11 protein-coding genes are annotated in these 14,678 nt (G+C 36.6%); 9 read left to right on the forward strand and 2 right to left on the reverse strand.

The genetic code is table 11. From position 1 onward, the window contains the following. Positions 1-92: 92 nt before the first annotated feature. Complete coding sequence (locus tag MWU32_RS01325) at positions 93-242, reverse strand: hypothetical protein (RefSeq protein ID WP_246937072.1); 150 nt, start codon at positions 240-242, stop codon at positions 93-95. A 24-nt stretch (positions 243-266) separates the two neighbouring features. Between MWU32_RS01325 and MWU32_RS01330 the strand changes: the two genes are divergently transcribed. The 9 genes from MWU32_RS01330 (at position 267) to MWU32_RS01370 (ending at position 11,822) form a co-directional block, all read left to right on the forward strand. Continuing rightward, positions 267-1,613 (forward strand): IS110 family transposase, encoded by a 1,347-nt coding sequence (locus tag MWU32_RS01330; RefSeq protein ID WP_246937073.1) that lies wholly within the window; start codon positions 267-269, stop codon positions 1,611-1,613. A gap of 168 nt (positions 1,614-1,781) precedes the next feature. Further along, positions 1,782-3,245 (forward strand): N-6 DNA methylase, encoded by a 1,464-nt coding sequence (locus tag MWU32_RS01335; RefSeq protein ID WP_246937075.1) that lies wholly within the window; start codon positions 1,782-1,784, stop codon positions 3,243-3,245. Beyond that, positions 3,242-4,393 carry a restriction endonuclease subunit S gene (locus tag MWU32_RS01340; RefSeq protein WP_246937077.1) on the forward strand — a complete coding sequence of 384 codons (1,152 nt, stop codon included), beginning with the start codon at positions 3,242-3,244 and terminating at the stop codon, positions 4,391-4,393. Before MWU32_RS01335 ends, MWU32_RS01340 begins: the two co-directional genes overlap by 4 nt. Next, the gene (gene hsdR / locus MWU32_RS01345) at positions 4,390-6,837 is read left to right on the forward strand and encodes an EcoAI/FtnUII family type I restriction enzme subunit R (RefSeq protein WP_246937079.1); all 2,448 of its coding nucleotides are present in this window, start codon (positions 4,390-4,392) and stop codon (positions 6,835-6,837) included. The genes MWU32_RS01340 and hsdR overlap by 4 nt, the downstream gene beginning before the upstream one ends. Before the next feature lie 397 nt (positions 6,838-7,234). Continuing rightward, on the forward strand, positions 7,235-7,987 hold the full coding sequence (locus MWU32_RS01350) for a DUF4844 domain-containing protein (RefSeq protein ID WP_246937081.1): 753 nt from the start codon (positions 7,235-7,237) through the stop codon (positions 7,985-7,987). A gap of 196 nt (positions 7,988-8,183) precedes the next feature. Beyond that, entirely contained in the window at positions 8,184-10,265 is a 2,082-nt protein-coding gene (locus tag MWU32_RS01355) for a family 20 glycosylhydrolase (RefSeq protein WP_246937083.1), read from the forward strand. 205 nt (positions 10,266-10,470) lie between these two features. After that, complete coding sequence (locus MWU32_RS01360) at positions 10,471-10,962, forward strand: YdcF family protein (protein WP_246937085.1); 492 nt, start codon at positions 10,471-10,473, stop codon at positions 10,960-10,962. 74 nt (positions 10,963-11,036) lie between these two features. Next, positions 11,037-11,660 carry a hypothetical protein gene (locus MWU32_RS01365; RefSeq protein WP_246937087.1) on the forward strand — a complete coding sequence of 208 codons (624 nt, stop codon included), beginning with the start codon at positions 11,037-11,039 and terminating at the stop codon, positions 11,658-11,660. A gap of 6 nt (positions 11,661-11,666) precedes the next feature. Continuing rightward, on the forward strand, positions 11,667-11,822 hold the full coding sequence (locus tag MWU32_RS01370; protein ID WP_246937089.1) for a hypothetical protein: 156 nt from the start codon (positions 11,667-11,669) through the stop codon (positions 11,820-11,822). Between the two features lie 434 nt (positions 11,823-12,256). Here the strand turns inward: MWU32_RS01370 and MWU32_RS01375 are convergent, their stop codons facing one another. Further along, positions 12,257-14,503, reverse strand: coding sequence for a beta-N-acetylhexosaminidase (locus MWU32_RS01375; RefSeq protein WP_246937091.1), 2,247 nt, complete (start codon positions 14,501-14,503; stop codon positions 12,257-12,259). Positions 14,504-14,678: the final 175 nt, after the last annotated feature.

Consider the following 14,678-nt stretch of genomic DNA (forward strand, 5'->3'; position numbering starts at 1 on the left):
AATTCCCCTCTTCTCCCAAAAAAAATAATCACTTTAAGGTAACGTTTTGTATCTTGGATAGTGCTCTTTGCAAGACCGATTTTAAATTGATGCTAATAAGCTCGAGCGTAATTCTGGTTGGAATGTAAAAAGCCTTTGATATATCCAGTATCAAAGGCTTGTGATAATCTTACTGATGAATCCTCTAGGGATATCTCGTTCAGAATATTTTCTTGATTGCAATATACATTCTCTTTGGGCATTTTTATTAATTTAAATCAAAGAAAATGGTAGGAACTAAATTAAAAATGGATATCATCAACCCAAATGCTGCGGGAATTGATATCGGAAGTCGTTCACATTTTGTAGCTATCAATCAAGAGCACTCTGACGTGAGAGAGTTCGGTGTTTATGCTCAAGATACTAAAGAATTACTGACTTGGTTACTCGACAATGATGTAAAAACAGTAGCCATGGAATCTACAGGTTCATATTGGCAAAATCTGTATGCTGAACTACAGGACTCAACTATTGAAGTAATCCTGATCAATGGAAAATTCACCAAAAACATTAAGGGCAAAAAAACGGATGTTCTGGATTGTATGTGGATCCAGAAGTTACATACATTAGGCCTTTTGAGTGGAAGTTTCCTGCCAGATCTGCAAACAGAATATTTAAGAACTTTGGTAAGGCACAGAGGCAATCTAATTGAAACCGCATCCCAAGCTTCCAATAGGATGTCACAAAACATGAGACTGATGAACCTCAGATTGGATGTGGTGGTAAAAGATATTGTGGGACTGACCGGATTAAGTATTATCAATGAAATCTGCAATGGTCAAACAAATGGAGAGCAACTAGCCAAATTAAGGCACGGGAACTGTAAAAAGTCTGAAGAGGAAATTGCCAAGGCACTGCAAAGTAATAATCGACAGGATTATTTATTTGTCCTGAAACAAGAACTGCGAAAATACCAGGATGCACAACAACTGATCATAGAGTGTGATGATGAGATTAAAAGGGTTCTGGACGAATTTATTGATCAGGATAATGTAAAAAAAGCATTGTGCATTGATAAAAAAGTACATAAAAGAATCAACAAGAACACACCAAAAAACATCGACCTTAACCTCATTGCCTACCAATATTTCGATGGGATCGACTTATACGCAATAGAAGGCTTCAGCCACGGAACAGTCCTCACATTGATGAGCGAACTTGGTGAAAAAGGAATACTAGAGTTCCAAAATGCACAGCATTTTACATCTTGGCTAAGATTGGCCCCCAACAATAAAATATCGGGTGGCCGCATCCTTAGCAGCAGAACCCCAAAAGGAAGCAATAGACTTAAAATAGCGCTCAGACAGGCAGCAAATGCAATTGGGAATCTAAAGGATACTCATCTTTCCAACTTCTTCAATAGAATTGCCTACAGAAAAGGTCGCGCTGTTGCGGTATCAGCTACTGCAAGAAAATTAGCAACTATACTCTGGAATATGCTTTATAAAAACCAACAATACAGTCCACCAACAATTTATGAATATCTAGATCAGAAAAGAAAGAGAAAAGTTCTTGAACTTCAAAAACAAATCGCTAATTTGGATGCTCGAATGACTAAAATACAACCTGCTTGAAAACCAGTAAATACAGGGTAAAATAAAAACGTTACTCAGAATTAAAGAAAGCCAGCCGCGCAAACAGCACATTTGGTTTTTGCCGAAACGGAAAGCCAACGCTATAAAATAAAAAGAGCTATTTTAGCTAACGCTCTGAACGAAATAAAAAAAAGAAGAAATTGAAATATGAGTTTTGAACAAACATTTAAAAATATAGACGACCTGCTCTACAAAGATTCAGGAGCAGACAGCGAATTAGATTACATAGGACAAACCTCTTGGGTGATGTTCTTACGCTACTTGGACGAGTTAGAACAAGACAAAGCTGACGAAGCGGAATTAAAAGGAGAGGAATATAATTTCATTTTAGATGAAGAATACCGTTGGCCAAATTGGGCAATGCCAAAAGGTGCAGACGGAAAACTTGACCACCACAAAGCCATGACAGGAACTGACTTGGTTCAGTTTGTCGATAAAAAGCTATTTCCTTATTTGGGAGAGTTTAAAGTCAAGTCTGTTGACAACCCAAAGAGCATAGAATATAAGATTGGCGAAATATTCTCTGAACTCAGTAACAGAATCCAAAGTGGTTACATACTGCGTGATATTTTAGAATATGCAGACGAACTGCCTTTTCGTGCTTCTACCGATAAACATGAGTTGAGCCACTTGTACGAAACCAAGATTAAAAACATGGGAAATGCAGGGCGTAATGGTGGACAATACTACACACCAAGACCACTTATTCGTGCAATGATTAACGTGATTGACCCACAGATTGGAGAAAAAATCTATGACGGAGCAGCAGGTTCTTGTGGTTTCTTGTGCGAAGCATACGAGTATTTGTATGAGCGTATGGAGAAAACCACAGACAATCTAAAAACGCTACAAGAAGAAACCCTTTTTGGAAAAGAGAAAAAAAACTTGGCATATGTGATTGGAATCATGAACATGATACTTCATGGAATTGAAGCACCTAACATTATCCATATCAATACACTTGGCGAGAACATTAGAGACATTCAGGAGAAAAACCGTTACCATGTTATTCTCGCAAATCCACCATTTGGCGGAAAAGAACGAAAAGAAGTACAACAAAACTTTGACATAAAAACAGGAGAAACCGCTTCGCTGTTTCTACAGCACTTTATCAAAAGTTTAAAGACAAGTGGTCGTGCAGCTATAGTTATAAAAAACACTTTTTTAAGCAATGCTGATAACGCTTCTATTTCATTGCGTAAGCACTTATTAGAAAGTTGTAACGTGCATACCATTTTAGACATGCCAGCAGGCACATTTACAGGTGCAGGCGTTAAAACGGTGGTCTTGTTTTTTACTAAAGGCGAACCCACTAAAAACATTTGGTATTACCAATTAGATGCAGGTCGTAGCATGGGTAAAACTAATCCTTTGAACGACAAGGATATGGAAGAATTTGTTTCTATACACAAAGAACAACCCAACACCGAAAAATCTTGGATTTTCAACGTCAATGATATAGACGAAAATAGTTTTGATTTAGCACCAAAGAATCCAAACAAGCCAGAGGAAGAAGCATTAAGAACCCCAGAAGAAATTTTGGAAGAAATGGAAATGCTTGATGAAGAAACTTCTTCACTACTAACCAACATAAAAGAATTGATTTCATGAGAGAGGAAATGACAACACTTGGCGAATCTTGTCAATTCTTCAATGGGAAAGCTCATGAAAAGGACATTGATGCAGAAGGACAATATGTAGTTGTAAATTCAAAATTTATTTCAACTGATAGCGAAGTAAAAAAGTTTACCGCAAAACAAATGTTTCCTTTGGTAGAAGATGATATTGTAATGGTTATGAGTGATGTTCCAAATGGGAAAGCACTTGCCAAATGCTATATAATTGAAGAAAATGACAAGTATTCTTTAAACCAACGAATTTGTGCGATTCGCACAACCGAGTTCAATATTCGATTTCTCTACTACCAATTAAACAGACACCCATATTTATTGGCTTTTAATAATGGTGAGAATCAAACCAATCTTCGTAAAGGCGATATTTTAAATTGTCCTTTGTGGAAACCGTCTTTAAACGTTCAAAAGCATATTGTAAGAATATTGGACGAAGCTTTAGACCAAATTGAACAGGCTCAATTCAACATAGAACAAAACATTAACAACACCAAGGAACTATTTCAATCTAAACTCTATGACATTTTTAGCCAAAAGGCTGATGGTTGGGAGGAGAAGAGTTTGGGAGAGGTTTGTGAAAACTTGGACAGTAAAAGAGTTCCAATTACAAAGAGTAAAAGAATTTCAGGAGAAATCCCCTACTATGGAGCTTCAGGCATTGTTGATTATGTAGCAGATTATCTGTTTGATGAAGATTTGTTACTTGTATCAGAGGATGGTGCAAATTTATTAGCAAGAACCTACCCAATAGCATTCTCGATTTCAGGAAAAAATTGGGTAAATAATCACGCTCATGTTTTACGTTTTGAAAATCTAACCTCACAGATTTTTATAGAATATTATCTTAACTCAATTAAGTTAGATGAATATGTAAGTGGTATGGCTCAACCAAAGCTTAATCAACGAAAACTTAATTCTATAAAAGTTCCATTTCCGAGTATTGAAGACCAAGAAGAAACAATTTCAATGCTAAAAGAATTAGAAGAGTTTAAAATTGAAATCGAATCCCACTACCAACAAAAACTTACCAATTTAGAAGACCTCAAAAAATCCATTTTACAAAAAGCATTTTCAGGTGAGTTGACTTCGGCAAGTTCAGCCACCACACAAAAGCCAGTAACTGTATGAACGAAGCACAAACCAAACACGATTTAATAGAACCTGCTTTACGAGAGGCAGGTTGGGGCATTGTAGAAGGCAGTCGTTTGCGTTTGGAGTTTCCTATTACAAAAGGTCGTTTGATTGGTCAAAATAGACGTGCCACACCTTTGTTTGCAGATTATGTGTTGGAGTACAAAAACAGACGAATAGGAATTGTTGAAGCCAAAAAACGAGACGACTATTACACACAAGGTTTAGGACAAGCAAAAGACTATGCAGAGCGTTTAAATATTCGCTTTACGTATTGCACTAATGGTTTGCAGATTTATGGTGTAGATATGCAAGAAGGTACAGAAGGTGATGTATCTAAATATCCAACACCAGATGAACTTTGGGAAATGACTTACCCAACACCAAAAGAAGATTACAAAATTGAAATTGCCAATTGGAAAGAGCGTTTGTTTGCCATTCCATTTGAAGACAGAGGTGGTACTTGGCAACCAAGATACTATCAGCAAAATGCGATTGCCAAAGTGTTGGAAGCTGTAGCCGAGAAAAAGGATAGAATTCTACTCACATTAGCCACAGGAACAGGAAAAACAGCCATTGCCTTTCAAATTGCTTGGAAACTGTTTCACGCCAAATGGAATTTAAGACGTGATGCAAGCAGAGCACCGAGAATTCTGTTTTTAGCAGATAGAAACATATTAGCAGACCAAGCTTTTAATGCTTTCAATGCATTTGATACTATAGATGAAAACATAAAAGTTCGTATTCGCCCTTCTGAAATTAGAAAGAAAGGTAGTGTGCCTAAAAATGGTAATGTCTTTTTTACCATTTTTCAAAGTTTCATGACCAATGTAAAAACTGAAACAGAAATTGAAGACCAAAGACAAGCTGCTGAACCACAAGTGGTATATGATGTAGCAAATTTCAATTTCGGGCAATATCCAGCTGACTTCTTCGACTTTATAATTATAGACGAGTGTCACAGAGGTGGTGCAAATGACGAAAGCTCTTGGCGAGCCATTATGGACTACTTCTCGCCTGCTGTTCAATTAGGTTTAACAGCAACACCAAAACGAGATGTAAACGGAGATACTTACGACTATTTTGGTGACCCAGTTTACAGCTACAAATTAAAAGACGGTATCAATGACGGTTTCTTAACGCCTTTTAAAGTCAAAGAAATTGATACCACAATAGATGATTACACCTATACCTCTGATGATGAAGTGGAAGGCGATATTGAAGAAGGAAGAGAATACACAGAAGCCGATTTCAACAGAATTATTGAGATTAAGGCAAGAGAAGAATACAGAGTAAAACTCTTTATGGATTTGATAAATCAAAATCAGAAAACCTTGGTTTTCTGTGCTACTCAAATTCATGCAGCAGCAGTTAGAGATTTAATCAATCAATATGCGACAAGCAGAAATACAAACTATTGCCACAGAGTTACAGCAGATGACGGAAAAATTGGAGAGCAACATTTAAGAGATTTTCAAGACAACGAAAAGAGCATTCCAACCATTTTAACCACTTCTCAAAAATTGAGTACAGGAGTTGATGCACCTGAAATAAGAAACATTGTTTTAATGCGACCAGTTAATTCTATGGTTGAATTTAAACAAATAGTTGGTAGAGGAACTCGCTTATTTGATGGCAAAGACTATTTCACAATTTTTGATTTTGTAAATGCTCACAATCATTTCCAAGACCCTGAATGGGATGGTGAACCATTAGAGCCTGAACCACCAACAGGAGGCGGAACACCAAGAGCTTGCAATATTTGTGGAGAAACACCTTGTGTTTGCGAGAGACCAGAACCAGAACCTTGTCCTGAATGCGGAAACATACCTTGCGTTTGTGAAACGCCACCAAGACAAATGATAAAAGTGAAGTTGTCGGATAACAAGGTGCGAGAAATTGATTCAATGATAAAAACCTCTTTTTGGAGTCCATCAGGCAAACCGATTTCGTCAGCTGAATTTATCGAACAATTATTTGGCGATTTACCAGAATTCTTCAAAAGCGAAAGTGAACTACGCAAAATTTGGAGTTTGCCAAGTACACGAAAAAAACTACTGACAGAATTAAACGAAAAAGGATATACAAATTCGCAATTGGAAGATTTGAGAAACTTAATACATGGTGAGGACAGCGACCTTTTTGATGTATTGAGTTATGTTGCTTATCACAAAGACCTTGTTCCGAGATTAGAACGAGCAACAAGAGCCAAAATCCAATTGAACGACTACAATCAGAAACAACAAGAGTTTTTGAATTTTGTATTGGAGCAATATGTAAAAGAAGGAGTTAACGAATTAGACGATTCTAAACTACCTGACTTGTTGGAATTGAAATACAAAGCAATAGCAGATGCAAAAAGAGAATTAGGAGATATAAAGTCGATTAGAGAAACCTTTATCGGTTTTCAAGAACATTTATATCAAGAAAGAGCAATGTAGAATGAAAGCCAAAGCACAAAGCCATACACATTTGCAATTACTCACGGTTTTTGAATTTACTTCTTGGTGTTCGTGAACTTACGTTTCGCACAAGCCAGCGCTGCAACCAAAAATTGCAAAAGAGTATGTCTTTGCCAGCTCTGACAGAACGGAAATAATAAAGTACGACCGCATAATCGAGTAGACGGCTCTGCCCCTAGAAAGTTGAGGGAAAGTTGGTAGATTGGAAGTTGAAAATTTGATAACTAAAGTTACTCCTATTGGCACGATGAGGGGAGATATGATCACGTATAGTGCTTATAAATGGAATTGGCCCACAATTAGAGAAATGACGAAATACATTCAATTTTTATTAATCCTTTTGACATTATCTGTTTGCGGACAAAATGCTACTGAAATGAAAGCACCAGAAAATGCGAATGAACTGTTTACGGAATTCATTACAAAGAAAAAGTTCATTAAACAACCATATCCGAATTACTATCCTGGAATTGCAGACGAAAAAATGCGACCAATTTTCACAGAAAAAATAAACCAAGTTGCAACTGATTTTAAGATTGTTGCGGAATCTGAAAAACCAACTGATGAAAAGTATCAAGAAAAAATAGGAATTGGACTTTCAAAGTTTGCGGATATTTATTTGGAATTAGATACTGAAGACAGAGAAAGAGTTTGTATGTATTTTGAGGAATTAATGGATATAGTCGGACTGGAAAGCTCGAATGGTCAACTCAATAAATTCATGCACGGTTTTGACCCAATGGAAAAGCCAAAAGAAAAAAAGTGGACTGATTCGCACGGAAACGTCTTTATCGAAAAAGGAACTGAAGTTTCAATAATCCCAGCGATATATAAACAAACTGGAAAAACATATAAGGTTTTCCTTTACAATGAAACCACAGAAAATATTGGAATAATAGAAGACTTAATTATTAAACCGAGGGAATTTAAAGTATTCAACCTTTCAGATACAGATACCCTTACATTAAGCAATGGAGTTAAGTTTATGTTCGGAGAAACCTCTGGACTTGAAGTTGAGGACAAAAAATCTCAAGTTAGTGGACTTGGAGGAAAATATTTGACTGATTATGGCGTGACGAATGAAATTGATTTTGCTTTTGTCATAGTTCCAGTTGGAAAAGGAGATTAAGAATAAAAACTGTTGCCAATACCGGGTCCTATTAATTGCTTGTTTCACTGCCAACTTATTGGCATTCCTGCGGAATATTTTATCTGTGATTTATTTGTTAAATTAGTTTTAAACTATAGCCATATTTTAGGAAAAAAAATAAAAACGGTTACCATCCTGTAAACGAATTACTTATTTCTAATCATCATTCCTTACCATGAAAAGACTTAACTGCATTTTAAAAATCAACTTATGTGTGCTATTTTTATTTGCATCTACACCTCAACTGTTTTCGCAGGTAGCTACACTAAAAGTAATCCCAGAAGTACAGCATTTTGTTTCTAAAAACGGAAATTTCACATTCCCTAGCTCTGTACAAATAAAGGTAAATACCAGTATAAACGATGGCTTGATGCCCATTGCAACTGTGCTAAAAGAGGAATTGAAAAATATGTTTCAAATTAAGGCAAGCATTTCAGCTACCTCAGCCATAAAATCAACTTCAAAAAATGAAATTCTCCTAACCTACAGCAATACTCCTCTTAAAAACAATGAAGCTTATACACTAGATGTAGATTCTACTACAGGTGTAACCATTGAAGGAGACTCAAGAAACGGCGTGTTTTGGGCAACGCGTACGCTTTTACAACTTACTGAAAATCATGAGAACGAAATCCCTTCTGGATTAATAACCGACTATCCCGATTATCCAAATCGTGGGTTTATGTTAGATGTTGGAAGAAAATTTTTTACCATTGATTATTTAAGAGATTATGTAAAGATTCTTTCCTACTATAAAATGAATGAATTTCATGTGCATTTAAATGATAATGCTTTTAAAAGCTATTATGATAATGATTGGTCAAAAACCTATGCTGCCTTTCGATTGGAAAGTGAGACACACCCTGGTTTGGCAGCAGAAGACGGGCATTATACAAAAGAAGAATTTCGCAACTTGCAACGTTTAGGTATGCAATATGGCGTTAATGTGATCCCGGAAATAGATATCCCCGCACACGCATTGGCCTTTACCCGTTATAATCCGGAGTTAAAAGCTTCAGCACCTTATGCTGATGATCACTTGGACATACTTAATGATGAAAAACTTCCAATGATTTACGAGTTTTTTGACAAACTTTTTGATGAATACATTAAAGGTGATAACCCTGTTTTTATCGGACCTGATGTCCATATTGGCACCGATGAATATATTAAAGAAGGAAAAGGCAGAGATGTGGATAATCACCAAGCCAAGCGATTTCGTGAATTTACCAATCACTATCTCAATTACATTGCCGATTCGGATAAAACACCACGACTTTGGGGTGGATTGGAATGGCTAAAAGATAATCCCTTAACTGAAGTAAAACCTGTTGGCAATGCCGTAATGAATGCTTGGAGCAAAGACTGGGTCAATCCCGAAAAAATGCTTGATGATGGATTTGAAATAATTTCTACCCCAGACAGCTGGTTGTATATCGTGCCTGCGGCAGGATACTACAGAGATTTTTTAGACATTCAGTGGATTTACACAAACTACAGACCAGAAAAAGTGAATAGTGTGGTCACCTTGCCAGACTTTCAACCAGGGCTTTTAGGTTCCACTTTTGCCGTGTGGAATGACGTCGTTGGAAATGGAATTTCTCAATTGGATGTGCATTATCGTACCATACCTGCTCTTAAGGTTCTCGGCACCAAAAACTGGAAAGTAGCTCCTAATAAAATCTTTGAAGAATACCAGGAATTAGCCGATAATTCTTCAGACGGTCCTGACATAAACTTAAGCGGGCGTTACACTGCCGATGAATTAAATCAAATAGCCTCAAAAGTTGGTAAAACGCCTATTCATTTTAATGGAAAGAAAGAACTGAACTTAGGCGGAACAAACTTAGGATATACCTATGAGGTGTCGTTTGATATAAAAACCAAAAATGATAACAAAACTAATGCTATTCTTTTCCAAAGTACCTATGGCAATATCACCTTAAACACAGAAGGTTCTGGGAAATTAGGATTTTCACGTGACGGTTATACCTATACCTTTAATTTTATGCCCAAAAGTAATAGTTGGCAAACACTCCGTTTGGTAGGTGATTATAAAAGTGTGACGCTTTATGTTGATGGCAAGGAAAAAGAACGTTTAACGGCCTACAAAAAAACAGAAGGGCTGCCAAACGGATTCAATTTTCAACAAACCCTTTCTTTCCCACTAGAGAAAATAGGTGATGCCAAAAATGGATTTTCAGGAGACATGAGGAACTTAAAATTAACCTATATTAATCCTCAAAAGGCAAAATAAAAATTAATGGAAAAGGAATAATGCCAGATTCTAAAAATGACGATATTTATTTGCTTGGTTTTGGTCAGCTAAAAATAGCTTGAAGATTTTCTATTCGACCTTTATTTGTTAAGTCAGTTGCTCTAACGATGCACTAATCTTATAAAAAACGAGATAAGAAAGAAAGTAAGTAGTAATCTGCCATTCAATAAGACATTACATAGTCATGAAAAAAGAAGTTTTAATCATATTAGGCAGTCCGAATTCACCTTCCGGAAAACTAAGCGATATTTCGCTGAGCAGATTGAATTATTGTGTGCATCATTTTCAACCAGAGAATCTCATACTCTGCACAGGAGGCTGGGGCGCACATTTTAACACTTCAGAACATGCGCATGCCTCATTGGCAAAACGGTATTTGCTTGAAAACAATATTCCAGAAGCCGTTTTCTTAGATTTTGCCTTGTCAGGAAATACGGTTGAAGATGCTGTTAAAGCCAAAGAAATCCTATCAAAATTAGAAAACATTAGGCTGACAATCATTACTTCCGATTACCATGTCGATAGAGTAAAACTGATTTTTAATGAAATATTGGAAACTTATACCATGGATTTTATTGGTGTGAAAAGTAATTTGGACACCGATGTTTTTGAGGCATTAGACCAGCATGAAAAAAGCGCCATAGAGGCTATTATTAAAAACGGGCTTTATTACTAGTTTGGTTAATTGGACAGGTTGCCCATCTCTTTTTATTATCTAAATTAGACACTCAAATCCACAATCATTTTTTTATGCACGCACATTCTCCAAACGTCGGTGGCTTCTCTTTTAAAAGAGTGCTTTTAGGATTAATCTTAAGCGTAATTTTTATCCATTTCAATTTTGGACAAGAGTTACAGGACGGACAAAAAAGATGGAGTTCAGACAATAAACTCACTTTAGACGATTTCAAGATTAAAGTGAGTGATACCAATAACGAGGTTGCCTATAGCCAGTTCATGATGACTCACGCCATTAGTGGATTAGACTTTATGAAGAAGAATATGAATCAAAAAGTGGAAAATATCTTTTTAGGGAATGCTTCTTATATAGACACAACAAGAGTTGAGGATCTCCAAAAACAAATCGACTTTCAACAGATGCAATTTGATCTCGCCGAAATTCAGGCACGTAACTTTCGAAAAAGAGCCTTAAAAGATAAAGGCCAGCTCACAAAAGGTTTCGATATTGTCAATAAAATCAATAATGAGATCATGGCAAAACTTACGGAAATGAGAATGACCTTGATTAGAGAAACAGATTCAGGAAGGAATGAAGAAAAATTAGCGGAATGGAAAGAACTTATTGCGACCAAGCTAAAAGAGTTGGATGAATTCAGATTTGAGAATAAAGAAAAAATTAAGCTACAGAAATAAATACCTATGAAAATCACATTTAACGAAAACGAAAAATCGATTGAAATGAAAGATGGCTTAAAAACACAGTTTTTATTACTAAAGCCAATTCCGTTCTTTTTCCAGTATTTATTTTGGATAAAAAGCAATTTGAATGGATGGGCTTTATTTGGATACTTCTAGGACTTTTTATAATCGTCTTGATAGCCTATCAGCTATTAAAAAAAACAGCATCTGAAAAACTGAAATTATCAGACATAAGTTCGCTAAACGAAACGCAGTTTTTTGGCAGAAAGATGTTGCGTTTAAAACTTAAAAACGGGAAAACGAGAGATTTAATGGACGTTAAAAGCCAAAAAGATATCTCAGAAATTAAAGAGTTTTTTAGCACGATCGGAATCCAAACACATTGAATATCAAACAAACAGATACATTCTCAAAATTCTTGTAACTATTAACCATTCAACACAAATCCTCTTGTTTTCCAACCCTAAAAGGGATCAAGATGATTTCTACCATTTCACCCTTTAGGGAGGGGAAAAAATGGTAGAAATTAGCTTATTTAGCTATTTGGCTGAATAGATACATTCGCTTGACTTCATAATAGTTTGGTAGTCTTATTTAATTGAAACCTCATCAACAAAAACCCAAGCGTCTCCTATCCGAGTATGCCACTCTGGTAATTGACCTCTATTTTTCGCAGTGATCTTGATAAAAGAGAGGTTTTGTTTTTCAAAATCAGTTTCGATTCTTTTAATTATGGGGTCTCTGTCCTTTATAGTTTCCAAGGCTTGCTTATAAACCGTTTGATATTCTTTCCCGTCCTTTGAAATAGCAATAGTGACTTCGGTTGGCAACATCACCGAGGTTGAAGCCAAGTGCTGGAAAAAATTTAATCCAATATACGACAAGTTGGTTGGTGCGCCAATGTCAATAATCACCTCAAAATCCTTTTGTGGAAGTCCCTGCCAAGTGGAATCGTCGCCACGTGGCGTTGCATATCTATTATCGAATAACGCTTGATCACCACCGCCACTGTAACTGGCATCATAAGGGTTAGTGTAGGTTACCTTGGTGTTTTCGGTAAAATCTGTAGAAAATAGCTTTTTTAACGGAAATCCAATTGGTGCCCCATTTCTAAATGTTTGTGCATATAAATCAATGGGATCGGAATAACGGATGGGTTTTGAATATATTTCCGAGGTCATTGCAGGTGTCGAGCCATCCAAGGTATACCGGATATCATAGATGCCAAGCTCATTAGTTAATTCAAGTAGATATTCATTGTTGGTTTTATCAAAAGAAACCCCATATTCGGGAGACAATGCACTCCAGGCAAAATTATAACCCAAGGCATTTAATCTATCAAAATGGGTATCCATTTTTTTAATGAATTCTTGCTCGTTTTTATGGTCCGGACTGGTCCAAAGTGCTTCAGAAAGCGCCGATAATCTTGGTAACATCATATATTCAATATGATTCAATGATTTAACTTGTTCGGTCCAAAGATTGGCTTGCCCACCAAGGATATGGTGTCTTTTATCTGCTGCGATATCGTCGGGAATCGGATTGAAATTATAAACAGCAAGTAAACTGTTATACCCACCCCAGGATGGTGGTTCGAATTCACTTGTACCTTGATTGTAGTCAAAATATAGCGGCGATGCGGGAGACATGACCACATCATGCCCAGCGTTGGCTGCCTCAATGCCGCCTTCAAAGCCTCTCCAAGACATCACCGCGGCTCGTTCAGGCAATCCACCTTCCAATATCTCATCCCAGCCAATCAGTTTTCTGTTTTTAGAATGTACAAACTCCTCCATACGCTTTACAAAATAGCTCTGCAATTCTTCGCCATTTTGATGATTCTCGTCTCGCATTCGTTTTTGACATCTCCTACAATTCAACCAGGCCTCCTTCCCTACTTCATCCCCTCCAATATGTAGATATTCGTAAGGGAACAATTCAACCACTTCATCAATAATATTCTTTAAAAACTCAAAAGAGCCGTCATTCCCTGCACAGTAAACGCCTGTGTTTTCGGCATCTTCACAAATGAATTCGGGATAACATTGTAAGGCTGCTTCTGAATGTCCTGGCATTTCAATTTCCGGAATCACATCAATAAAACGCTCGGCAGCATAGGCCACAATTTCTTTGATATCGTCTTTGGTATAATAACCACCATAAACCTCACCTTCACTATCCTTATAAGTGGCCTCAAAATCTTCCCAAGGTTTTTTATAGGCTTTTACTTTCCTCCAAGCTCCTTTTTTGGTCAACTCTGGATATTGATCAATTTGAATTCGCCAACCAATCCCATCTACCAGATGCCAATGCAGCTTGTTCATTTTATGCATGGCCAAAATATCAATGACTTTTTTAACCGAATCCTTTTCCAAAAAATGACGCGACACATCCAACATCATCCCGCGCCAGCCAAACTCTGGACTGTCTTTAATGCTGACAAAACCAAGGACGGGTTTTTTTATGATCGTTTTTGGGGTCAGTAACTGCTTCAAAGTTTGTACCCCATAAAATACGCCTTGATAGGCATTGGCAGTGATTGAAGCACCGGTTTTAGAAACCTCCAATTGATAAGCTTCTTTATCAGTTTCTATATGATTTACTATTAATCTAATAGCATTCGATTGAGATTCAGCCGAAATCTTTAGGTTGAGATCAAAATTCTCATCCAAAAACGACTTCAGTTCTGCTGCAATCCAGTTGCCTTCCTTGGAATCCTCCACTACAATAGTGGTATTTTCTGTAATAAGAAATGTCCCTTCTTGATAGTTTATAAAATTAGGTTGTGGAATGATACCGTTTTTTTTAACGGTCTCTTTATTACAAGAAAACGTCATAATTAAAATACAGATACATACTGGCTTGAAAAATCTCATCGTTTTAAAATTGAAAATGGAATGATTATCTTAAGTGGGTCAAGGTAATTAAATTTCGCAACAGATCTGTCGATTAATGATCTTTCAATCCTGCGAATTCATTGTTGCAAGAATATTCTAACGCTTATTTTATTAA

It is taken from the genome of Gelidibacter sp. F63206 (assembly GCF_023015735.1).

Bases quoted from the DNA above. Each gene is read 5' to 3' on its own strand.
- MWU32_RS01325 (WP_246937072.1), bottom strand. From the start codon at position 242: ATGCCCAAAGAGAATGTATATTGCAATCAAGAAAATATTCTGAACGAG.
- MWU32_RS01330 (WP_246937073.1), top strand. From the start codon at position 267: ATGGTAGGAACTAAATTAAAAATGGATATCATCAACCCAAATGCTGCG.
- MWU32_RS01335 (WP_246937075.1), top strand. From the start codon at position 1,782: ATGAGTTTTGAACAAACATTTAAAAATATAGACGACCTGCTCTACAAA.
- MWU32_RS01340 (WP_246937077.1), top strand. From the start codon at position 3,242: ATGAGAGAGGAAATGACAACACTTGGCGAATCTTGTCAATTCTTCAAT.
- hsdR (WP_246937079.1), top strand. From the start codon at position 4,390: ATGAACGAAGCACAAACCAAACACGATTTAATAGAACCTGCTTTACGA.
- MWU32_RS01350 (WP_246937081.1), top strand. From the start codon at position 7,235: ATGAAAGCACCAGAAAATGCGAATGAACTGTTTACGGAATTCATTACA.
- MWU32_RS01355 (WP_246937083.1), top strand. From the start codon at position 8,184: ATGAAAAGACTTAACTGCATTTTAAAAATCAACTTATGTGTGCTATTT.
- MWU32_RS01360 (WP_246937085.1), top strand. From the start codon at position 10,471: ATGAAAAAAGAAGTTTTAATCATATTAGGCAGTCCGAATTCACCTTCC.
- MWU32_RS01365 (WP_246937087.1), top strand. From the start codon at position 11,037: ATGCACGCACATTCTCCAAACGTCGGTGGCTTCTCTTTTAAAAGAGTG.
- MWU32_RS01370 (WP_246937089.1), top strand. From the start codon at position 11,667: ATGAAAATCACATTTAACGAAAACGAAAAATCGATTGAAATGAAAGAT.
- MWU32_RS01375 (WP_246937091.1), bottom strand. From the start codon at position 14,503: ATGACGTTTTCTTGTAATAAAGAGACCGTTAAAAAAAACGGTATCATT.